Annotated in this window: 20 protein-coding genes; 10 read left to right on the top strand and 10 right to left on the bottom strand. The window is 49.7% G+C overall.

From position 1 onward, the window contains the following. Positions 1-5 precede the first annotated feature (5 nt). The 5 genes from LT679_RS00550 to LT679_RS00530 all read right to left on the bottom strand — a co-directional run bounded on the left by LT679_RS00550 (position 6) and on the right by LT679_RS00530 (position 3,726). Positions 6-494, bottom strand: a complete 489-nt coding sequence (locus tag LT679_RS00550) for a hypothetical protein (protein WP_232174950.1) — start codon at positions 492-494, stop codon at positions 6-8. Then, positions 491-796 (bottom strand): DUF4134 domain-containing protein, encoded by a 306-nt coding sequence (locus LT679_RS00545; RefSeq protein ID WP_232174949.1) that lies wholly within the window; start codon positions 794-796, stop codon positions 491-493. The genes LT679_RS00550 and LT679_RS00545 overlap by 4 nt, the downstream gene beginning before the upstream one ends. Before the next feature lie 11 nt (positions 797-807). Further along, positions 808-1,311, bottom strand: coding sequence for a hypothetical protein (locus LT679_RS00540; RefSeq protein ID WP_232174948.1), 504 nt, complete (start codon positions 1,309-1,311; stop codon positions 808-810). 310 nt (positions 1,312-1,621) lie between these two features. Next, on the bottom strand, positions 1,622-2,467 hold the full coding sequence (locus tag LT679_RS00535) for an RteC domain-containing protein (protein WP_232174947.1): 846 nt from the start codon (positions 2,465-2,467) through the stop codon (positions 1,622-1,624). Beyond that, positions 2,464-3,726 carry an aminotransferase class I/II-fold pyridoxal phosphate-dependent enzyme gene (locus tag LT679_RS00530; RefSeq protein ID WP_232174946.1) on the bottom strand — a complete coding sequence of 421 codons (1,263 nt, stop codon included), beginning with the start codon at positions 3,724-3,726 and terminating at the stop codon, positions 2,464-2,466. The genes LT679_RS00535 and LT679_RS00530 overlap by 4 nt, the downstream gene beginning before the upstream one ends. 185 nt (positions 3,727-3,911) lie before the next feature. Here LT679_RS00530 and LT679_RS00525 point away from each other — a divergent pair, with 185 nt between their 5' ends. The 5 genes from LT679_RS00525 to LT679_RS00505 all read left to right on the top strand — a co-directional run bounded on the left by LT679_RS00525 (position 3,912) and on the right by LT679_RS00505 (position 6,525). Then, positions 3,912-4,484: a Crp/Fnr family transcriptional regulator gene (locus tag LT679_RS00525; protein ID WP_232174945.1), complete on the top strand. Its 573-nt coding sequence runs from the start codon at positions 3,912-3,914 to the stop codon at positions 4,482-4,484. An 81-nt stretch (positions 4,485-4,565) separates the two neighbouring features. Continuing rightward, entirely contained in the window at positions 4,566-4,994 is a 429-nt protein-coding gene (locus LT679_RS00520) for a MauE/DoxX family redox-associated membrane protein (RefSeq protein WP_232174944.1), read from the top strand. Between the two features lie 130 nt (positions 4,995-5,124). Next, positions 5,125-5,442: a hypothetical protein gene (locus LT679_RS00515; RefSeq protein WP_232174943.1), complete on the top strand. Its 318-nt coding sequence runs from the start codon at positions 5,125-5,127 to the stop codon at positions 5,440-5,442. Positions 5,443-5,885: 443 nt separating this feature from the next. Then, positions 5,886-6,023, top strand: a complete 138-nt coding sequence (locus LT679_RS00510; protein WP_232174942.1) for a hypothetical protein — start codon at positions 5,886-5,888, stop codon at positions 6,021-6,023. A gap of 55 nt (positions 6,024-6,078) precedes the next feature. Further along, complete coding sequence (locus tag LT679_RS00505) at positions 6,079-6,525, top strand: hypothetical protein (protein WP_232174941.1); 447 nt, start codon at positions 6,079-6,081, stop codon at positions 6,523-6,525. A gap of 124 nt (positions 6,526-6,649) precedes the next feature. Here LT679_RS00505 and LT679_RS00500 read toward each other — a convergent pair whose 3' ends face one another. The 4 genes from LT679_RS00500 to LT679_RS00485 all read right to left on the bottom strand — a co-directional run bounded on the left by LT679_RS00500 (position 6,650) and on the right by LT679_RS00485 (position 12,817). Next, positions 6,650-8,002 (bottom strand): RagB/SusD family nutrient uptake outer membrane protein, encoded by a 1,353-nt coding sequence (locus LT679_RS00500; protein ID WP_232174940.1) that lies wholly within the window; start codon positions 8,000-8,002, stop codon positions 6,650-6,652. Between the two features lie 13 nt (positions 8,003-8,015). Further along, positions 8,016-11,090, bottom strand: a complete 3,075-nt coding sequence (locus LT679_RS00495) for a SusC/RagA family TonB-linked outer membrane protein (RefSeq protein WP_232174939.1) — start codon at positions 11,088-11,090, stop codon at positions 8,016-8,018. Between the two features lie 6 nt (positions 11,091-11,096). Then, positions 11,097-12,398 (bottom strand): TlpA family protein disulfide reductase, encoded by a 1,302-nt coding sequence (locus LT679_RS00490; RefSeq protein ID WP_232174938.1) that lies wholly within the window; start codon positions 12,396-12,398, stop codon positions 11,097-11,099. A 140-nt stretch (positions 12,399-12,538) separates the two neighbouring features. Then, on the bottom strand, positions 12,539-12,817 hold the full coding sequence (locus LT679_RS00485; RefSeq protein ID WP_232174937.1) for a hypothetical protein: 279 nt from the start codon (positions 12,815-12,817) through the stop codon (positions 12,539-12,541). Between the two features lie 345 nt (positions 12,818-13,162). Between LT679_RS00485 and LT679_RS00480 the strand changes: the two genes are divergently transcribed. Continuing rightward, the gene (locus LT679_RS00480; RefSeq protein WP_232174936.1) at positions 13,163-13,441 is read left to right on the top strand and encodes a helix-turn-helix domain-containing protein; all 279 of its coding nucleotides are present in this window, start codon (positions 13,163-13,165) and stop codon (positions 13,439-13,441) included. Between the two features lie 147 nt (positions 13,442-13,588). Here LT679_RS00480 and LT679_RS00475 read toward each other — a convergent pair whose 3' ends face one another. After that, the gene (locus LT679_RS00475; protein ID WP_232174935.1) at positions 13,589-14,035 is read right to left on the bottom strand and encodes a hypothetical protein; all 447 of its coding nucleotides are present in this window, start codon (positions 14,033-14,035) and stop codon (positions 13,589-13,591) included. A 184-nt stretch (positions 14,036-14,219) separates the two neighbouring features. Here LT679_RS00475 and LT679_RS00470 point away from each other — a divergent pair, with 184 nt between their 5' ends. The 4 genes from LT679_RS00470 (at position 14,220) to LT679_RS00455 (ending at position 22,378) form a co-directional block, all read left to right on the top strand. Continuing rightward, entirely contained in the window at positions 14,220-14,534 is a 315-nt protein-coding gene (locus LT679_RS00470; RefSeq protein WP_232174934.1) for a hypothetical protein, read from the top strand. Between the two features lie 33 nt (positions 14,535-14,567). Beyond that, the gene (locus LT679_RS00465) at positions 14,568-19,328 is read left to right on the top strand and encodes a sacsin N-terminal ATP-binding-like domain-containing protein (RefSeq protein WP_232174933.1); all 4,761 of its coding nucleotides are present in this window, start codon (positions 14,568-14,570) and stop codon (positions 19,326-19,328) included. Positions 19,329-19,566: 238 nt separating this feature from the next. Then, positions 19,567-19,854 (top strand): hypothetical protein, encoded by a 288-nt coding sequence (locus tag LT679_RS00460; RefSeq protein WP_232174932.1) that lies wholly within the window; start codon positions 19,567-19,569, stop codon positions 19,852-19,854. A 73-nt stretch (positions 19,855-19,927) separates the two neighbouring features. Beyond that, the gene (locus tag LT679_RS00455) at positions 19,928-22,378 is read left to right on the top strand and encodes a hypothetical protein (protein WP_232174931.1); all 2,451 of its coding nucleotides are present in this window, start codon (positions 19,928-19,930) and stop codon (positions 22,376-22,378) included.

The following is a 22,378-nucleotide window of genomic DNA, read 5'->3' as shown; positions in this document are numbered from 1 at the left end:
CTTAATTAAAATTGATACCGTTCTACACTGGCGATCGTATCATGTATCGCACCGCCGTGGCTGAATACGCCGATCTTTTCTACTTCGAACCCGCGGCTTTGCCCCATGACCACGGTATGGTAGCCGAACGTGATCACCTTACCGGCAGGTTTGAGGTGCCTGATCATGGCATCCTTGAGCGCACGGAACGGGCTGCAGACCATGCCTTTGTACATCTCCATACTTTTACGGTAGGCATACGGCGGGTCGAGCAGGATGGTATCGAATGGTCCGCCTTTCCAGTTTTCTAAAAAGGCCAGCGCGTCCATATGATAGTCTGCATCGGCTTCCTGGTCTGCATCGTTTCTGATCTCGTCTACGTTCAGTCGTGTTGTACCGGCAAACAGATTAAGTACACTGCCTTCACAATGGTCCTCGACCCATTGGCGTATCGGCCGCACCGAAAAGGTATACCGGTGGAGCGGACAGCGGATGTGATCAATAATTGCTTTCATACGCCAAAGAATGATTTAAGGACCGTGGCGACCACGACCAGGAAGATGCAACTGCCAAACCAACTCGAAGCGACCTTGCCAGTATCCTGCTCCCCGTCGTTCCATTTTTTGTAGACCTTGATCGCGCCGACCAGGCCGACGATCGCCCCGATGGCATACATCAGGTTCGTACCCGTATCAAAATAGCTTTTGACCTGGTTGGTGGCTTCATTGATACCGGCGTTGCCATCCTGCGCAGACGCACTGATACTGATGATCAGCAGTGCCAATGCGGCGTAAAGTGTTTTGCGTGTTTTTTTCATGATGAATTGATTTAAAAGGTGATGGGCCATTCGCCCTGTTTGATAGGAAAGGGTAAGCGGTCTTTGGCATAATCACTCAGTTCAGGGATCAATGCCGGGAGGCTGATCTCATCACTGAGTACCTCGTACTTGCCCAGTAAAAGTTGGAGAAGACCGAGAAACTCCGTTTTATTATCATTCCCGCTGAAGGCATCGACCAGGACTTTCGCTTCGTCGAGCAGGTCGTCTGAAGGCCCCCTGGGAATGGTCTGGTCCTCGATTTCATCGGGCTGACCAGCCGAGAAAACGAGTTCTTCCGCAGCATGAAGGCTTGTACCCACATCGGGCCTGACCGCGCCCATAACGTTTTGATGCCGGGCGGCAACCGGTGGCGTGGCGGTTGATCTGCCCGGCTTGATCTTTAACAGGGCGGCCAGTTCAGTCCGGTAGTACCGCAAACCGACATAAGTGTACCAGGCGATGGTGCTTAAGAGGATGACAGTCAGGTATTGCTGCCAGGAGATCGCGTTTAACATAGTCTTTCGTTTTAAGCGGGGGCTCCATGCCGCCCGGCGGAACAAAAGTGTTATGATCTCCGGTTTTTACTTCACCATCTGGGAACGGGTGGTGTGTAAATGCCTGAAGGAAAGACCCTAATGGATTGGGGAAGATCTGAAAATAAAATTAACGGCATCAAAAAAGCCGGACGATGCCGGCTTTTGAAAGCACCTCAAGCTTTCATTGGTCAGGTCGCTGCGGCCATTTTATTCAACTGTCTAAAGTTTCCGGTCTGCCCGGCTATGATCATGTGCTGATGCGCCCAAAAGTGGCTCCCTGGCGGCTCATTCACAAACTCAGTTTATCGTTGATAAAGTTTTCCAGGCTGTTGCGCAGCCGGTTCAGAAAGATGAACATTTCCTTTTTCCGCCGGGTAATGTCCAGCAGTTTGTGATAGGTCTCATGGATCTCCATCTGGAAGATAAATTCGAAGATGGCCACCAGTTCATTGATGTCGATATTGCCGTGGTTGACCGCTGCGGAAGATTTCAACGAATAGATCAGTTCGATCGCATCCGTCTGGCTGGCCGTCCAGTTGGGATGAACGAACGGGAATATTTCCTGCCCGTTGAGCGGGTAAGCATCCTCGTTGCCGATGCGGGCATATTCGAGTTTCAGGTAATCCTGGAACTTTTCATTGGCCATGATCTTGGATAACTTGTAGTCATGACTGGTGCTGTATTGTTCATCTTCCTCGAAATCCTCCAGCTCCATCTGCACGTCGAAACCGCCCCGGGTAAAATACACTTCATCCATTTTCGTGCTGCCGGAACGGTAATACTGGTAAAAAGCCTTGTTGCTGTCGAAGAAACGCTGGAGGTCGGTCAACTGGAAGCTGATATAACTCCGCAGACTTTCTTCGCCGCCAAGCGGTAACTGCATCAGAAAATTATAAACGTTGATGAAATAGATGTATTTGCTGTAGAATAAAGGTTTGACCTCCTTGAAGAAATGGATCTCCTCAGCAGGGCTTTCAAAGGAATAACTGGAAATATAACTTTTGAGCTTGGTCATCGCCTTTTTGCAGATCAGGATCGAACTGCGGTATTGATCTGTCGGCGTTTGCCCGTTCAGGGTAACGGCTGCCAGTTGATGCTCCATGGCCGCAAGTAACCGTTCTGTGGTACGCTTCATAAGTTCTTCCTGATCAAAAGCCGGGTATTGATCTCATCAAAGGCATTCAGCACCCGGTCCAGGTGCGCGAAGGTATGGGTCGCCATGACGTTCATCCGGATACGCGCGTTCTTTTTAGAGACCGCCGGGTACATGATCGGGTTGGCATAGATCCCCGCCCGGAGGAGCAGTCTGCCTGCTTCCAGGGTTTTTGGAATGTCGCCGATCTTAACGGGAATGACGGCCGAGGCGGTCGTCCCGATGTCCAGTCCCAGTTCGCTCAGGCCTTTTTTAAGGTAAGTGATATTTTCCCAGAGTTTGGTCCGCCATTGCGGCTCTTCATCTACCAGTTCAATGGCCCGGATGATACCCAGGATCGCCGGTGTGGCCGTGGTCGAGAACAGGTGCTGTTTGGACTGGTACTTCAGGTAATTGATGATCTCCGGTTTGCCGGTAACATAGCCGCCGATATTACCCAGCGCTTTGCTGAACGTGCCGGTGATGAGGTCCACCTCGCCGAAGGCGTTGTCGGATTCGATCACACCCCGGCCGGAATCACCGACCACGCCGACACCGTGTGCATCGTCGACGACCAGGTAAGCGCCGTAGCGGTGCGCCAGTTCAGCGATCATGCGGACGGGTGCCACATCGCCGTCCTGGCTGTAAACGCCGTCGATGATCACCATTTTGCTGCGGTACTTATCCTGCGCGTGCCGCAGTACCTGTTCCAGCATGTCCAGATCGTTGTGTAAAAAGGTCTTGACCGTGGTATTGTACACGCCCTCGTAAACGCTGGCATGTACGGCCATATCCAGGATGGCCAGGTCTTCTTTATGGAGCAGGCACTGTAAGGTGGCGCTGTTGGCCGTATAACCGGTCGTATACAGGATGGCGTCTTCCTGGCGGTAGAACGCCGCTATCCTTTTTTCGAGTTGCGCATGGTAGGAAAAGTGGCCGCCGATAGCCGGGGATGCACCCGAGCCGGTGCCGAACTGCTGCGTCGCAGCGATCACCGCGGCTTTGATCGCCGGGTGCTGGCTGAAACCCAGGTAGTCATTGGAAACCAGGCAGACGCAACGGGTCGCCTGTGCGCTGCCGGGCAGCACCAGATCCATTTCGGGGCCGACGGGACTCCGGGATTCGATACGGTAGTTCAGGTGGCCGTTCTCGCGCAGGTAATTCAGGTATTCCTGGAAATAGGCAGCGGTCGCGAAAGCGTCCATGCCGGGAATGTTCTCAAAGTCGCGGAAACTGGCTTTGTGGAAGTCGATTTTAGTCATGGGAATAGGTTTTAAAACCTAAACCTACTCCTCGAAAATGTTCGAAGTGGTGACATGGTAACTTTTACCTAACATTTATTTAAAATTAATTTCACTTCGCGCATGTCACCACCCGGGCCGTTTTTTAATTGTTGCTTTGCGTTTTTTTCTGAATTAACCTGAATGATCGCCATAGAAAGGAAAAGATGAGTGTAGAAGACATCATAGCTGAACTGGCTAAAATAACGGCGCTCTCGCCGGGTCTGACCGACAGGTTACGGACATTACTGATCAGTGAGGTCTATCATCCCCGCCAGGTGATCGCCTCGCCGGGCCATAACCAGCACCGCCTCTGGCTGGTGGAATCGGGCATCATCCGGAGCTATTACCCGGATGAACGCGGCAGGGAGATCACCCAGGCGTTTTACACGGCGAATGACCTGATCTTCTTTTGGGAGGGCTACCTGGCGCAGCGCACCGATCATTACCTGGAAGCTTTACACAACGTAAACCTGTATTCCCTGCGCTATACCGATCTGGATACCTTGCGGGATTTTCCGGAAACGGAAACCTTGTTCCGGTATTTTATCCTGCAACAACGGCGTACCGAGCTTTTCCGGAACCGCCTGTTGCTGCAAAGTGCAGATCAGCGTTACCGGCAGTACCGGAAGGCTTATCCCGGGATATTCCGGGAGGTGCCGCTGCGCCTGATCGCATCCTTTCTCCACATGACCCGGGAAAACCTCAGCCGGCTGATCGGGCGTGACCGCGAGGGCTGATCTGGTGATGCCGTTCCTGTGAACTGGTGATCGGGATCACCGCCGGTCGGAAAACGGCAGGCTAACTTTACCGGAGTCACCATGAAAAGAATCAACGCCTCCGACCTCATTGCCGCACTGCTCATCCTGCTGTACGTCTACACAGCAGCCAGCAAGTTATTATCCTTCAACGACTTCCAGATGCAGATGCGTCAACAGGTATTTCCGGCCTGGTTCAAAGAAGTACTGATCTGGATACTGCCCCTTGCAGAATTATTTGTGGCAGTGTTGCTGCTGATCCCGTCCACCAGGCAGACAGGCCTTGGCTTATCAGCCGTCCTGTTGCTGGCATTTACCCTGTATATCGGGCTGGCATTAGTTCATGTTTTTGACCGGGTGCCCTGTTCCTGCGGCGGGGTGTTTCGCCGGATGGGCTGGAAACTTCATTTCTGGTTCAATCTTTTCTTTTTGCTGTCAAATAGCTACGCCATAGTACGCACGGTCAGGGAAAGGAGGACCGCCGCTTCATAAATCTTCAGTCTACCGGTAAAAGCAAAGTGCGGATACCGGCCGCGGCTATGCGCCGCCAGATGGGTAACACAATTAATTTTTTAACCAAAGTTTTTCCTGAGCTTTTTGAATTAATAAAGCTTTGAACATCATGCGTAAAAATTTCTTAGGCATCGCTGCCATTGTCATGGCTTTAAGTGCAAGCGCTTTCACCGCGCCGAACAGATCAAATGCTAAGCTGGTGACCTATAAATGGTTCCAGATCACCGCGAACAGAACGACCGATCAATCGGTTCCGGCCTCCGGGGCCACTTATCTTGGGGAAAGTGAAACGCCACCGACCGGCAGCGGATGTAACAACCTTTCCAACAGGCAATGCGTATCCGGCTTTACCGCCGCTCAGGTGACCGGTTCCAACCAACTGGATGGCCCACAGGTGCCGGAAGCGATCGCCGCAACGCGTAACTGAGCAACGAACAGATGACTAAAAGAGAGCTCCCTGAGCTCTCTTTTTTTGCGGGCTGTTATCTTTATTTTTTCGTATAAACCGTATTAAATTCTGAAGATCAAGGCGTATGAAAACCATCCTTCGCTTCGAACCCGGCCAGCAATGGTTCTACCCGGCCTACAACGGTAAAACGAACATCATTTTGTAAGATCCTTCACAGGCGCCCAGCACCGGGGACACTGTAGATTTCCAGACCGGGGAATTCTTTGACGACACACTGGTGATCGGAGCCTTCCGGAAGATGACGGGAGGACAATTACTTTTAGCCGAACGTTTAAATACGCGTTGCACCAAAGACGTGGCCGAGATCGTGGTCGTCTTATATCGCGAAGCTATTCTCAGGGAGCAGTTCCCGCATCTGTCTGCGCAACTGGCGGGCCGACACAGCGGCGTATCGGTCGCCAATGGATTGGCCGGCCCGTTCATCTCCGCCTCCGGCAACCGGCGGCCTCCCCGTATCTACACATGAACGCTTTATGGGTAACCTGGTGACAGCGACCGCGCTGCAGCTATCGGATTTGTTTTCGCAACTTACTAAATAGACGGATAGGATACCATTTGGCTGGAATTGCCCGTTATCAATCATAAATCTATCTGATGAACCACAAGATCCTGCTTGCCACGCTGATCAGCGCATGTTTGTGCGTCTCCGCATCGTCACCGGCTGCTGCACAAGCCAAAGCCTACAAACAAACGAAGTTCACCCGGAATGCCGATACCTGCTTTATGAGAACATTGAACTTCCTGGAAAAGCAGGCCTATTTCATTGAAGCGGTGGATAAGGCAAGCGGTTATATCAAGGCGAAAACTTATGCGAAAAACAGTAAAGTTTTTTCAACTAAAGTGGGTGAGCGAACGACCATTAGTTTTTTATTCCGTCAGGCTGGTAACGAAACGCTGCTCTCCCTGAACATGTATGCGGAAACACTGCGTTGGGGCGGCAGCACCCAGAATAAGGTAATATCACTGGAAGATAAAGGCATCATCGATCAGCCATCCGTATACCGGGAACTGATCGATCAGTTGGCCGTTGAAATGCACTGACCTGGCATGATGCGTTAACGGCAGCAGTTAATACAGGTCCGCTGTCCTGCGATCATCAAAGAGGCTTCAGGTAGCTGCCTGAAGCCTCTCTTGTCAACGGCCTTTCAGTTGCGGCTGACCCGGATCAATAACCCGGATTCTGCGCCAGGGCCGCATTGACATCCAGTTCAGTCTGCGGTATGGGAAACAAAGCGGCGGTCGGTTTCCAGCCTGTTTTGACCACGCCAAGCACCGCATCAGCCCGGCCGGTCCTCTTCAGGTCGAACCACCGGTGGGCGGACTCACAAAAAAATTCCTTACGTTTTTCCTGCGCAATAGCTTCTGGCAGACCGGCGGACGTTCCGCTATACAGCGCCGCGTTCGCACGTTTCCGGATGCTGTTCAGATCGCTGACCGCCCCGGCCATATCGCCGGTGTTGGCCCGTGCTTCCGCGCGGATCAGGTATTGTTCGGCCAGCCTTAATACCACATAGTTTTCTGACGGCGCGCCACTGCTGAACACCTTTTTATACTTATACGGGTAGGGATATGCCCGTCCGCTAACGGTATTGGTAGCGGTCCATTGCAGCCTGCGTTTATCAGTTGGGGCAAGATCTGCCAGCAGTTTGTCGCTCAGGACGAATGGCGGAACGGCACCGGATGAGGACGGGACGAACAGTGAGGCTTCCCAGGTCTCCCGGCCGTTAACGACCGGCACCAGGCGCCAGATCGATTCCCTGCTCGTAGCCAGGAATACCTGGTCAGGTTCATCCATCAGCCTGAAGGAGCCGGAACCGATGACCTTGCTGGCTTCGGCGGCGGCTGCTGCATATTGCTTGTTGTACAGGTAGACCCTGGCCAGTAGCGCCGTTGCGGCATAATAATTTGCCCGCCGGGTGTCCGGGCTGTGGGGACTGAGCCGGGACTGCGCATACGTCAGGTCGTCCAGGATCAGGCCATAGACCTCGCTGACCGCCGCACGCGGCAATGAACGGCTGATGCGGTAGTCGGTCATCGTGACCAGGGGTACCGGACCGTATAAGTTGACCAGGTTAAAGAGTAAACAGGCACGCACAAAGCGGGCCTCCGCGGACAAGCGTTCTTGTTGTACCGCGCTGAGGCCTGGTGATGCGATGATGCCCTCGATACAGGCATTCGTCTGGTACAATTGCTGATAGATGACCGCCCATAACGCTGCATTAAGGGTATTGGCGGGTTTGACATTACCGGCGAAAAATTCTGTTTCGGCTCCCTGCCTTGTCGTAGAGATCTCGTCAGCGGAAAGCCCGCCGGGAACGGTGATCCCCGTGGAATTGCCCTGAAGCGAAATGTAAATGCCGGTTACCGCCGCTGCCGCACCGGTACTGTCCGCGAACACTTTGTCCGTGGTCAGTTCATTTTTGGGTGAACCCGCGTCCACAAATTTGTTACAGGAGGTCAGCGCGCTGCTGCACAGGATCAGCAGGAAAATGGTATAGCGGAAAATTAGTTGTTTCATATCGGTAGCAGGTTTAAAGGGTTAGTTGCAGGCCGAGTACCACCGTTTTCAGCGGCGGCACCCCGTAAAAATTCTGGGTTTCCGGGTCATTGCCGGCATAATCGGTGATGGTCAGCAGGTTCTGTGCATTGGCGTAGACGCGGACATGCTGCAGGTGAAGACGGTTCAGGAATTTCGCCGGCAGTTGCCAGGATAAGGCGACGTTCTTCAGACGCGCATACGAGGCATCGCCATAAACCCCGCTGGACTCGAAAAAAGCGGAACCGGCATCATAGGCCTCGCCGTATTGTACCGACAGGCGCTGGAACGGTGCCTGGTCGCCCGGTTTTTGCCACCTTTGGTTGAAGGCCACGGGCAGGTTCTGCTCAAAGCCCGGCAGGTTGCTGTAGATCTGTTTCAGGTAGCTCGTTCCCCATTGCTTCCGGAATTCCACGAACACGTCCAGTTGCAAACTGCGGTAGCGGAAACTGTTCTGCAGGCCGCCGTACCATTTCGGATCGGTATGGCCGGTGACGGCCTGGTCGTTCAGGCTGCCGCCCGAGGGCGAGACCGGGGTACTCGTACGTGTACCGTCAGCACCAAAGAACTCGAACAGCCCGGTCTCCGGGTTCACACCGGCATACCGGTAACCCCTGACCACGTTAAGCGGCTGCCCGATGAAATACTGGTTGTTGTAACTGGAGGCGGCCAGTCCCGGAAAGGCGACCAGTTTGTTCCGGGGGATGGTCAGGTTCATCGAGGCCGTCCAGGTGAAGGTTTCCTTCTTGACCGGGGAACCCTGCAGGGTGAATTCCCAGCCGGAATTCTGGACCAGCGCATCGAGGTTCTCGGTCACCGTGGTAAAGCCGCTTTGGGAAGGGAGCCGGTAGCTGACCAGTTGATTGCCTGTACGGTTGCGGTACCAGGTCACATTGGTGAGGATGCGGTCTTTGAAAAAGCCCAGTTCCAGCCCGGCTTCCAGTTTTTTGGTCGTCGCCCAGCCGAACCGGTTGTTGAACAGGTTCCGTGGCAGATACCCCAGTGCGCCGTCATAAAAATAACTCCCGGTCGCCCAGCGCGACAGGTAACCGTAATCGCCGATCTGGTCACTGCCCGTGATGCCGTAACTGCCCCGCAGTTTGCCATAGCTGAGCCAGGGCAGATGGTCTTTCAGAAAGCTTTCTTCGGCAAACAGCCAGCCTGCGCCGATAGCCCCGAAATTGCCGAACCTGCGGTCTGGCCCGAACCGGCTGGAACCGTCCCTGCGGACACTGACGTTCAGCAGGTACCGTTCGTCGTAGCGGTAGGTCAGCCGCCCGAAAATGGCCTGGTACTTATACCCGCTGTAGGCATCGGTAATGGTCCGGTTAGGCGCGCCGGCGATGGATCCGATGAGTTCATCGCTCAGGTAGCCGGTGCCCGTGGCATCCGTCCGCTCATTGTTGTTCTGCTGGAAAGTGCCGCCGATCAGTGCGCTGTAAGTATGCTTACCGGTATAGCCACGGTATTCCAGTTGGGGTTCTATGATCCAGGTGCGGTAATTGTTGGTGCCGAAACTGGCGGTGGCCTGTGGATTATTATACGGGCTCAGCGTGCTTTTGGGCGTTCCCCGGTATTCACCGCCGTTAAAAGTGGTGTAACCAAAACTGGTCCGGAAAGTCAGTCCCCTGGCGATCTTGTAAGCGGCCAGCAGGTTGCTGGTCAGCAGGTTATTCGATACGCGGTAAGGTTGTCTGAGGTAAGCCAGTACATTGTTGCCCGAGGGGTAGTTGGACAGTTGCTGGCCCTTATAGTTCCAGACCAGGTTACCGTTACCATCCAGCAGGTCGGGATAATTGGGATCGAGGCCGAAGGTGCCCAGCAATTCGCGTGCACCGCTGCTGTTATTCCGGTAAGCCGAATAACCCGCTGAAAAGTCCAGGCTCAGCCGGTTACCGGAACTGCCGTGATGCAGGTTCACCGCCATGTTACCGCGCTTTCCGGCGAAGTCACCCGGGAAAATATAACTTTCCCGGTTATAGCCCCCGCTCAGGTGGAAAGTGGTCTGGGCATTGCCCCCGGAAATGGACAGGTTGGCGTTGGTCATAGCCGCCTGATTTCCCGTGAAGTATTTCCGCCAGTCGGTGCTTTTGTGCTGGTCGAACAGGAGCAGGTCCGGGGCATAACCCTCGTCATTGCGGATCAGGTTGGGTTCAACGCCGTCATTGGCCATCGCCTCCCGGCGCATGGCCAGGTACTCGGTGGTGTTCATCATTTGCATGGTCCTGCCGGTGAAGCTCAGGCCGCTGTTCAGGTTCAGGTCGATCTTCGTGATCCCGGCCTTGCCTTTTTTGGTCGTGATCAGGATCACCCCGTTACCGCCGCGTGAGCCGTAAATAGCCGTGGCATCCGCATCGCGGAGCACTTCGATGCTTTCGATATCCTGGGGATCGATACTGCTGAAGGGACTGATCCCCCCATAGCTGTTGTTATACATGGCGGACTGGCCCGGCGACTGTGCGGAGGCATATTGGTTGATGTTGCCGTTGCCCGTGGCGAACGGAACGCCGTCAACGATGAACAAAGGGTTATCGCGGGGGGCTTGTATGTTCGCTATCGTGGGACGCAGGGTGTTCTGGCCCCTGATCTGCAGGTTGACCGAAGCGCCCGGCAGCCCGCTGCTGGAGGTGACCACCAGGCCGGGGACCCGCCCCTGCAGGGCGCTGAGCGGGTTGCTTACCGGCTGGCGTGCAATATCGGCCGCAGTTACCCTGGTCACGGAGCCCGTGTTATAACGCTGGGTGTTGGTACCGTAGGCGATCACCTGGACCTCGTCCAGGGAACTGCGGCTGGGCCGGAGGCTGACCGTCAGTTCTTTTTCGCCGGTCCAGGGCAGCTCTTTAATTTCAAAACCAACGCCGGTAAAGCGAAGGGTCACCGGACCGGCTGGTGCCGGAATGGTAAAATGTCCTTTTTCATCGGTGATACGGACGATGCCGGTGCCTTTGATGCTGACCGTGATCGCGGGCAGCGCCTGCCGCTGCTCGTCCAGGACCGTTCCGCTGATCTGCTGGCCTAGGGCAAGAACGGGCAGCAGGCAGGCCAAGAGGCAATAGTAGAATAGTTTCATAGTGGATTAAGGTGTTGGAGTAATGGATTCATTGACTTGATGGATGACATACATCCGGATCTTTCTTTTTTCGTGGCTGAGCGTCACGCCGTACTTTTTCAGCGCCGCGAGGAGTTCGGGCTCCTCTACAGCGGCCTTTTTTAAGCGGAGATCGATCACCGGGTCGAAGCCCGTTTCGTTCAGTACGGGCAGTTCCGACACTTCGTCAAACAGTTGCAGGGCCTCGCTGAGCGGGTAATGAGCCAGGATGACCGGGATGTTGCTTTCAGGCGTGTACCAGTTGGTTTCGGGTTTCCTGTTTGGAAGGTCAGTGTGGTTACTAGGGGTCTCTTGGGTAGTTTTAAATACCAGGCATTCCCGTTCGGTCACGATACTGTCTACCGTCAGGCCGAAATAGCGGCGTATATCTTCCTGCATTAGCCGCAGCGCCTCCGCACGGGAACGTGGCGGGAAGATCGCCTCATACGTGAAGCGGTGTCTGGCCCGCCACTGGTAAGAGCTGCTGTCCTGGAGGAAGCCGGGCCCGACATCCTTTGCGGTCATGATCCGGTTCTCATTGACCCGCCCTAAGGCCGGGAAGGCGGACCGGATGAGCGCATAAGCGGTATGGTTCACGAACAGTAAGCGGTCGGTTTGCCCCTGGTCATTGGTGCTGCGCATGACCGGGTTCCGGTAGCCGGGTGAATAAGGGGTCAGCAGGGAACGGTAGATGTACCGGGCAGGCTCGCCGCCATTACCGCCCAGGTATAGGGGACGGTTCAGGTTCAATGGCCGGTTCTCCTGGTCGCCGGGACGGAACGTGCCGGCCAGGACGGCTGCGATCGTATCGGCATCGATGGCCTCGGTGCCCGTTGTGGCCAGTAACTGGTTGTTTCTGATCCAGGCATAGAAGGGCACGGTCTGGTGCGGCAGTAAGCGGCTGAGCACCGTGTCGCCCCAGACACTGGGGAAATGGAACTCGGGGTGACGGACGAAAAAAGCACTGAGCTTTTCCTTACTGTCCCCGTGCCAGGCGTTTACCGCCAGGAATTTGACTTTGCCTTGGAATTTCTGCTGCAATTCTTCTACGGCCGGGAACATCTTGATGCAGGAACTGCACCAGGTGGCCCAGAAGTCAATGATCAGCAGTTGGTCTTTGTAGTCCGTTGTCCTGATCGTCCGGGCTTGGCTGTTGACCAGCCGGGTAAAGGTCAGCGCGGGCAGTGTATCGCCTGTTTTCAGCGGTGGTATCGTGGTGTTGTCCTGTGCGCTGGCGCTGGAAAAAAGGCAAAGCGCGGCCAGGACACGGTAAAGTATCGTTTTTTTCATGGGTTCATTTTAAATGAAGGGAACTGTTCAGGAATGGGATGCGCGATAACGGCGGCCCGCAGGAGCTTAACTATTAACTGATCGCGGGCCTGCCGTTATCGGTAGGTCATTCGGGCGGGCAGATGATCAGAAACCAGATCCTAAGCTTGATCGTTGTGCGGTTCATCGGGATGGGATTGATCGTTCAACAATTGCTGGACCTCGGCTTCATGGTAAATGGCGCTGACCAGTTCGGGTAAGTGGGCAAGCCCATTTTGCTGTAATTGTTGAAGATCGATCCCTTTTTCCGATAGCGAGGTATAGAACCAGTCGTTCAATTCCTGCTGGAACTGCTCATAGGGGATTTGAGCAAAGCGTTCCATGATCCCGGTTAAAGTACCGAAGTCAGGTTTGTCTTGATGTGGTTCTAATTTTTCCATGACACTGAATTTGTTTTCAAGTATGGAGTCCGCTGAAGGGGATTGGTCTGTGATAAATACTACAGGCATGGGTCCCAACTTATCGCTCTGGAAGGGTTGACACGCCCTATAAGCACGAATAAGAAGGGATACCCATACCTGTAGCATGGGCATTCCGGCTTCTCATCTTGTGCTCAACTTGAAAGTGTCAATTTTCCAGAGCAAGACTCAAAGCGAATGCTTCAATTTTTTGTGAAGATTCGCAAATTTAAAATTTACAGTTTATATTCTACATAAACTCAAATATAATAACAAATACGTCTTATAAGGCGTAAATTAAAAAATTTTATAATCTTCTCTTTGATTGTGGCTAAACAATACCGTAATCAAGAATTTATCGACCAAATAGCAAATAAAATTTCTGAAATAAGAGGGTCGAAAGGTATTGTTCAAGAAGACATAGTTGACCGAACAGGCTTTACTCAAAAGCAAGTTTGGAAAATATTAAACGCCAAAATAAATCCCACTATCTCAACTTTAGAAGCAGTAGCGAAAGCATTAGAAGTTCACCCAAAAGAGTTGTTAGAATTTGATTTCGAGCTACCCAAATACCCCCCTTTGCGAAAAGACAGGAAAGGGAAATAACATCATTTCATTTTGGCGATGCCTTCGGCCCGGGCTCTTCGCTATATCTGCTGGGCAGGATGCCGCTGCGATCCCTATCGCAGAACATAATATTTAACTTTGTTTCAAGATAAAATTGAAGCAACAGTTACCGAACCATTGGCAGAGTTAAAGTACGGACACATTAATATCATACTGTAATTTCTTTGTTCGTTGAATAACAGTCTCCTCATCCGGTATTTTCTCTTTCTCAACTTTAATAGAACCAACTATGTCATCGGAAGTAACAGGCAACGACTCCCTTATGATATTCAAGTGCATTAGATTTGTCGATTCCAAAGTTTTATCACGTGCAATTTCTCCTAACACAAGTCCAAATTTTTCAGGTTCTATTTTAATAATAGTAAAATCAATTTCATCAGTCGTTTGGAGTTGGGTATCAATAATATGCCGCATAATAATCTCATCATTGACTATTGTACAACAAATGCCGAAAAGATTTCTTTTATGCAATCCTAAACTCAGAATTTCGGTTACGCAGCTTGTTGGGGTAATGTGATAAAAAGGCCGATTTTCGGCTAAAAATGTTTTGTAAACCTGATCTCTGAACATCATTATGTAAATATCTGGGTATTTAATAATTTTTTTCGTCAAAAACAATATGTCAAGACTTGAAAATGATATCCGCGATACCATGCGACAGTTGATCGCAAGCGGACTTGGTCCATTTTAGCAAAGTATTGGGGCAGTTATTCGTTCGATATATGAAGCGAACTGCGGAATCATCTGTGATGAGCATATGCCTTTTTCGCGTTTAGAGCAGACACCGTTTAACAAGGTCAACAACCGTCCTCTACTATTTACCGGCCTTAAAGACCGGAAAAGCCCTTTAGAAGTCGTTTGGTCTATTTTACATGAGTATGGGCATATTTTGCAAGGCACGCCTAACTTGGACGAGATCCTAAGGAAAGGCGATGCTGAGCAGGTAAGGGAAAAAGATGCTTTGGACAAGGCGCAGGAACTCATGGAACGAGACCCCGCCTTGCACGTACATGCTGCAGATTTTATGCGCTTCCGGGATGCTTTACTCCATTCTTGTTCCAAGAATTCTTAATATTGTATTGACCAAAAACCTTAACCTATCTTCATGGAGGGACTTGCAGCATTTATTCATTCAGAATTAACAAAAAGGGTGATCGATTATACGAACTCTCCCGACTATATCATTGAACATTTTCAAGCCGAACAGCGGAATATCGAGTCCTATAATGGCCGGCAACTTTTGGAAATGCTGCAAAACGCGGATGACGCCAGTGGTCCGGCTAAGAACAAGAAAGCACTGATCCGTTTGGATAATAATGTATTAACAATCTCAAATAACGGCGAAGCGTTCACTAAAGAAGGCTATCGCTCGTTATTTTATCTGCACCGCAGTCATAAGCCGATGCAAAAAAACAAGATCGGACAAAAGGGGCTTGGGTTTCGTTCGGTATTGAGTTGGGCTGAACATGTGGAGATAGAAAGCGGCGGTAGCTGTGTAGGTTTCTCGGAGCGTTATGCGACTGATTTTCTGCAAATGCTCATCAATAAAGACCCGGGCTTATTGCCGATGCTTAAAAGTTCTACACCGAATATCGGAATGGCCATATTAAGAGTGCCTAAATTGCTCGAAGCTGAGGTTACGGAACCGGTCTATCAAACGACGATCCGCCTGACATTAAAGCCACACGTGCTAAAAGATGTACAAGACCAGATAGATACTATCATTTCCGCGGAGACCATGCTTTTTCTAAATCATCTGGATGAAATCGAGATTGATAGTCCAGGCAGATCTGTCATTTTTAGCCGTCGCAAAAAAGCCGGCAAAGTAACTGTAACGACAAACGATCGTCGCGAGAAAAAGCAAGACAGCAAAACCTGGAATGTCCAGTATAAAAGCGGTAAACGCAAAAGTAAGCAATATGAGCTTTCATTAGCCTGGACGGATGGGTTGGATGACACGATAGGTACCTTGTTCTCTTTCTTCAAGACCGATGTGAAATTACCTTTTCCTGGATTAGTGCATGGAACGTTTGAACTAACTGATGACCGGAATAATTTGATCATTGACACGGAAGGCCATAATGAATTCCTGATAGAGCAATTAGCTGCCTTACTAGTGGTCGGTGCTCAAAAGATTGCCGCTGAAGACAAGCCTAGTTACAAACCCCTCCAGTTGTTGAATATTGATTTCGAGAAAGTAGACAAAAAACTCGAAACGCTTGGTCTGAAATCCGCACTACGCTCGCGCATTAAAGAGCATGCCCTCTTCCCAACGGTAAACGGAAAGTATATTAAAGTAGCGGATGAGCCAGTCTATTGTGAATCGCCGATACCCGAAATATTACAGGGGGAAGGTCTGGATGAGTTATTATTGAGTACCACTGATGCGACTTTGGCAAGCTTCGTCAAAAGTTTTTTTGACTTTTATTATTTACTCACTTCTTTCACCGGTTTTATCGCAGATCGGCTACATCAACTTTCGGTTGCTAAGATCGCTCGGTTGATCCATTATGTCATAACGAATCCAAATTACAAGGAAGATCTTCGTTCACCCAAATTCAAGTTGGATGACTGTCCGCCGTTTTTGCCTGCGGAGGATATGCGCGCAATCCCTTGGACGTCTCGTGTATTTTTGCCTAATGGGGAAAAACAAGCTTTTACCTTGCCAGACGAGGTAAAAGTTGCTTTTTTAAATAATGATGTGTCCAACGCCTTTTTGCAGGTTTTTGAAGTGGATGATCTCAGTGCGGTCAGCTCAAAATTGAATGTATTGGGTCTGCATCAATATTCCTTTGCCGACATCTGCCAGCTGCTGATCGACCATTACCATGAGGATGACAAGAAACAAGTACAAGAGTTGCATCAATATTTATTTCCCATCTTTAAAAAGGAGCTTGTACCGGAACCTTTGACTCGCCGGGTTCGGGTGGTCACGGCCAAAGGCAACACCGCTTGGGCCGACGATACTTATTTAGGTATTGAATTTGGGAACGCACTCGCGCAGCAGTTGTACGCCCATGATAAAAATAGACTGCTCGGTGTTTTTCCGTCACAGCAGGCTGCAAATTTGTCAAGACATATTTCTTATGCACTATGGTTGGGTTGCTTGAAAATGCCGAAGTACAGGATTGTGAATTTGAATTGGGATGACCCTAACACTGAGCAATATGCCGATTTCGCCACCCGGGCTTTTGATTTTAAGAAACAGATTGCAGATTATGGCACCCAGTTTAAAGATTATTCGCAATTTGAGCAGGAATTACGATACCTGAAGCATATTAATGTTGGTCAGTTCGACGATATGCCCCGTATTCTAGCCAAGGTAAGGCCCGCGACACTATTCCTTTGGCTCAAAGAAGATGACCGTCTCCGAAAAGTACTCGAAGATCCTTTTGAGAGCAGCGCCAACGCCCGCATCACTTTTGAACTTAAAGGTAAATCATCCGATCGTACTGTGCCGCACCGGCAGATCAGGAACTATACCAAATGGCTGATCGCCCATACGGCCTGGCTGCCTGTGGAATCTGGTAGGAAAGCTGAGCCGGCCAGATGTTGCCTGTCGAAAACCATCACCAAACAATACAGCCCTTACGTAGAAAAGCCTATGTTAAAAACCGCACAATTAGCTGAGCAGCTTAGCATTGCGGAAACTGTCGTAGAAACCATGTTGGTGAGTTGCGGCGTTCATCAGGAGATCAGCACGTTTGGAATGGATACCTTGTATGATATGCTGACCTCGTTACCGGAATCGGATACCGCCGGATCAGCTGCTCCCGCATTATACAGGGAGATCATCAAAAATTATGATGTCAACCGCTTGGATGCTTCACACGCAGCTTATCAGCAGTTCCTAAAAAACGGGAAAGTATTATGCCACTTAGGAAAACAGCGGTTGTATGTGCCTGTCGGAGAAGCTTTTTACATTCATACGAAATCCTATGGGGATAATTTATTGAAACGTTTCCCGCTGATCAATATTGATCGCAAGAGCGGTTCTATACGGGTTCGGAAATTATTTGGCGTACAGCCCCTGGAAAAGATCACTTTTCAATTCAGATCAGCACCAACACTCCATTTTCTCAATAACCAGTTTCAAGAGGAGTTTAATCATTTTAAAGCTTTGGTCTATGTCTTGCGGATGGATCTGGACACGAGGAATGATTCTCATAGCCGGATCAAACGGATGCGGGTACAGTTGGTCACCGCAATCGAGGCAACTTATCAATTCAAAAATGGCGAACCGGAAGATTTTGAACTGGATGCGCACGAGTTCGTTAACCTCCGGACGGAGTTTTACTTGAAAATCAGCGAAGACTACCGTTCGTTGGACGACCTGCGCGAAAGCATTGAGTTCGCTGATGCACTGGCTGAGATCTTTACCGCTGTTTTGCCCGTGGAAGAGCATCGTTCATTTATTAGAGAGCTCTATCGGGTCAGGAGAAGCCGCCGGGAAGAATTACTGCTTAAAGAGCTGGATGAAAACAATAATTTCAAGATTGTCCGTGCAAGGAAGATATTGGATATTGTGGATGACCTGCGCTTGTCTTTTTGGCAGGCTTTTCAATTGGCCTTGCCTAAACCAACAAAAGCCGATATCCGGGATGAACAGTCGCTTCAACGTTACTTCAGCAAAAACCTGGCATTAGACCCAGCGTTAAGTGTTCAGCTTGCTGAACCGGAACACTATAATAACCTAACAGAGCTGGAAACGGAAGAGTTATTTTACCCGCTGTTTCAACAATTTCGAGTCAACTTTTCGATCTTCAACCGTCATTTCTCGGGTATCGATTTTGTGCATTTATTTAAAGACCGGTTGGAGGATCTTAAAAGAATCGCTGCGGCAGAATTTAATGCTTCGTTATATGAGCAGCTTCGAACGACGACAGTCAATGAACAAAAAAAATATTTTCAGACCGTTGATCGCTATGATCATCTTGGCTACGACCCGGCAGATAGCTATGTCTCTGATATGGCCATTTATTTTAAAGCACTCGTATCGGGGCAACTTAAGATCGATCTTTCACTCAAGCCTTCGGACTTCAATGCCAATACCTTGATCGCTGATTCGATCAATGAGCTGCTACAAAATGGTGTTCAATTTTCGGAAATTTTCTTGTTAAAAAAAGAGGTGCAATCCCTGCTGATCTTCCGTCAGTTCCAGGCGCTCATGCAACTTTTTGAAGAATTTAAATCGAAAGAACCGGAAACCCGCACAGGTGAACAAGGGAATGGACAACGCATCAAGATCGGCGACAAGATCATTGATTTTGATAATTATGTCTCTTTGGCCGAACAGGCCTTGGAGTTGGTCGATTTGACCAAATTCAAACTAAAACCCAGCAAGACGGAAGCCATCGAAACCGGCGGCGGACCGAAAGGTAAAAGCGGTGGCAAAAGCGGTAGCCGAAAGGTGATATTCGGCAGCGCCGGAGAAGAACAGATCGGATTTGTAGCCGAACTCTATGCCAAATATGCTCTCCAAAATCGCTTCGGGGGAGATAATGTACAATGGGTCTCCGAAAATGCTTATCGTGCAGAAGGTAAATTTTCTTCAGAAGCCGGAAAGGGTTATGATTTTGAAGTCACCGATCACGACCGATTACGTTATATAGAGGTCAAAGCGGTGATGGATGTGACCAGTGGTTTTAAAATGACTGACACAGAAATGGCTAAGGCATTAGCGCTACCTGAAAAATATGACCTGCTGATTATCGAAAATATTTTGAGTGGCAAACCCTCATTTCGTTACCTACGCAGCCCTTTCCGGTTTAAAAAAGAAGAGTCGTTATTGGACAATCCGCAATTTACAGTGACGAATGACAACTACATCGTGCGCTTACGCTGGGCAGAGCCCGCGACGGGCTAAATGCCAATTAAAATACCACAAAGGTCAACCTGCGCTGGGGTAACCAAAAAAGACTACGGCATAATCGAACGCTACCTGGCGTTCGACCGTTCCGGACTTATTCCGTTTCCTTTTTGCGGTTGCAAGCGCAGGCCGGTTGGTGCGGCATTTCAATTAAAATTTAGCCATGAAGATCATCGACAGACTCCAACAACAGCACAAGCTAATCCACTTTGATATACCCATTAACTGCGGCCACATGACCATAATTAATGGCTACTATTTCAGTTTTGACTTTGTTATTTCTATTGATGAGCAAAGAAGCTGTAGCTTATTTATAGGAACGACCAGGCTTTACGACCTGACGATTAATAAGCTGACTGACCACTTGCGGAATTTCACCACCGATCATCCATTTCACATTGTTCGCTATCAACGCGGTCATTACCGTTTGCTTGACCCTGATGGTTTCGATTACATCGGGCAATATGTTTCCTTAAAAGATGCCAAGCGAACTTGCAAAGGAAACTTTACCTATGGCGGTTAACCATTTGAAAATATTATACTTACTATATGAAATATAGTTATATTTATTTTTTGTCAACAATAACCTTTTTCACATGTCCGGACCTTCACTTACACCACAACAGCTATTCGAAAATTTATACGCCGCTCATACCGAAGAACAAGTCGACCAAGTGATCAACGACAATCCGAATATATTTAACGGTAATAATTGGTACCCCTTAGGTGGGAATGAAAATAATTACGGGGTGATTGAGAACCAGCAGGCTTCGCCGATCGCGGCTTTGATCGAAAAGATCACGAATTCGATTGATGCCACGTTGATGAAGAAATGTTATGAAACGAATATCGATCCGAAATCCGCTTCGGCGCCGAAAACGATGGATGAAGCACGGGAGCTTTTTTTTCCGGATTACAAGAATTGGGACTTGAATAATCCGCGTAAGAACCAGGCGAAGAATTTACAGATCCTGGCTGACGGGCCGAAGCTGACGCCGTCCTTGACCATTTATGACAATGGTGAGGGGCAGCACCCTGATGATTTTGAACAGACTTTTTTATCCTTGCTGCGCGGCAATAAGAACGAGATCCATTTTGTACAGGGTAAATACAATATGGGAGGTAGCGGTGCGATTATATTTTGTGGCAAGAAAGGTTACCAGTTGATCGGTTCACGCCGTTTTGATAAGACCGGAGATTTTGGCTTCACTTTCGTTCGGGAACATCCTTTGACCAAAGAAGAAGAAGGCCGTAAGAAAAATACCTGGTACGAGTTTTTAAAAATCGACGGGGTGATCCCGGCTTTTAAGATCAGTAAGTTAGACTTAGGTTTGCACGAGACCTGGTTCGAGACCGGTACGGTCATGAAATTGTACTCTTATGACTTACCCGCCGGAAGCCGTTCGGTGATCTCCCGCGACCTGAATCAAAGCATTAATGAATATTTATTTGAGCCGGCATTACCGATCCTGACGGTTGATCGCAAATATCGTTATCCCGATGACCGGAATCTGGAACGTGACCTTTACGGCTTAAAACGCCGTTTAGAGTTGGAGGATAACCGTTATGTCGAAGACTATTTTTCCGAAAACTACGCGGAAGAACCCTTTGGCAAGTTCAAAGTAACGTGTTATGTATTCAAAACCCGCATCGAGGATAAAAACATCAAAGAAACCAAAGAAGCGATCCAGCGGGAGTTCTTCAAGAACAACATGTCGGTCATGTTCTCGGTTAACGGACAGGTGCATGGCAATTTTACCTCGGAATTCATTACCCGCTCGCTCAAATTCAATTTGCTGAAATACCACCTGCTTATCCATGTGGACTGTACCCATATGCATTACAATTTCCGGAAGGAACTGTTTATGGCCTCCCGTGACCGGTTGAAAGAAGGTGACGAGACCACCCAGCTGCGAAAATTTCTCGCCTCCAAACTCGGTACCGTTAAAGGTCGCCTGGCCGAGATCGAAAAGCGCCGCAAGGATTCCATCTCAGTGGACTCCAAAGACACGACGGAGATGCTGAAGTCGTTTTCCAAGAACCTACCGATGGACAGCGCGCTGATGCGCCTGCTCAACCAGACATTCAAACTGGAACAAAAGGACGATAAGCCCAAACCAAAAGAACAGAAAAAAGAAGTTCAGCACCGGGAAGAAAAAGAGCCGTTCAAGCCACAACGCTTTCCCTCTTTTTTAAAGATCAAATCCTCGACAGATAAAGGCATCGCCGCGATCAACCTGCCCCGGGGCCAGGACAAGACAATTTTCTTTAAAACCGATGTCGAGAACCATTATTTTGACCGTATCGAAGAACCCGGCGAGTTCAAAGTGGGCATCATCAGCTATAAAGGGAAAAACGAGGCCAATGGCGGCACGGCACCCGGTAAGGAAGAGGTGATCGAAACGATCTTCAACGTCACCACCTCCAGTCCGCACGAAGGCACTATCCGATTGAATCTGAACACTAAAAACGAGGTACGGGTCGGTGACGAAATCGAAATGAAAGTGACCCTGACCGGTCCGGGCGAAGACTTTGAAGAATTGTTCCTGGTCAAGATCAGCGACCCGGAACAGAAAAAAGAAGAAACCAAGAAGATCGAAAAAGAAGACGACCAACATATCGGATTACCGCCTTTTGTTTTGGTCTATAAAGAAGCCCGCGAAGGTTTCCAAACCTGGGACAAAGTATCAGAAGGCATTGATGCCGAGATCGACTATAACACCGTCATGGCCCCGCAGGTCAGCGGCGGCAACCTCGACAAGATCATCATCAACATGGACAGCCACGTCCTGAAAGCCTTCAAATCCAAACATAAAGATGCCACGACCATCGAAATAGCCGATAAAAAATACATCTCCTCCGTTTATTTCCATACGCTGTTTCTCTATACCATCACCAAGAACCGTAAATATGCGATCTCTAAAGAAGATGATAATAACAAGGAAATAGACCTGGAAGTATATTTACGAGATCTATTTTCCAGCTTTTACTCCGAATTCATCTTGAACTTCGGCACGAACGATTTACTACAAATGATCAGCGAATAA

It is taken from the genome of Mucilaginibacter roseus, from assembly GCF_021215455.1.
Taxonomy (GTDB): Bacteria; Bacteroidota; Bacteroidia; order Sphingobacteriales; family Sphingobacteriaceae; genus Mucilaginibacter; species Mucilaginibacter roseus.
This window is presented reverse-complemented; position numbering and strand designations above follow the sequence as displayed.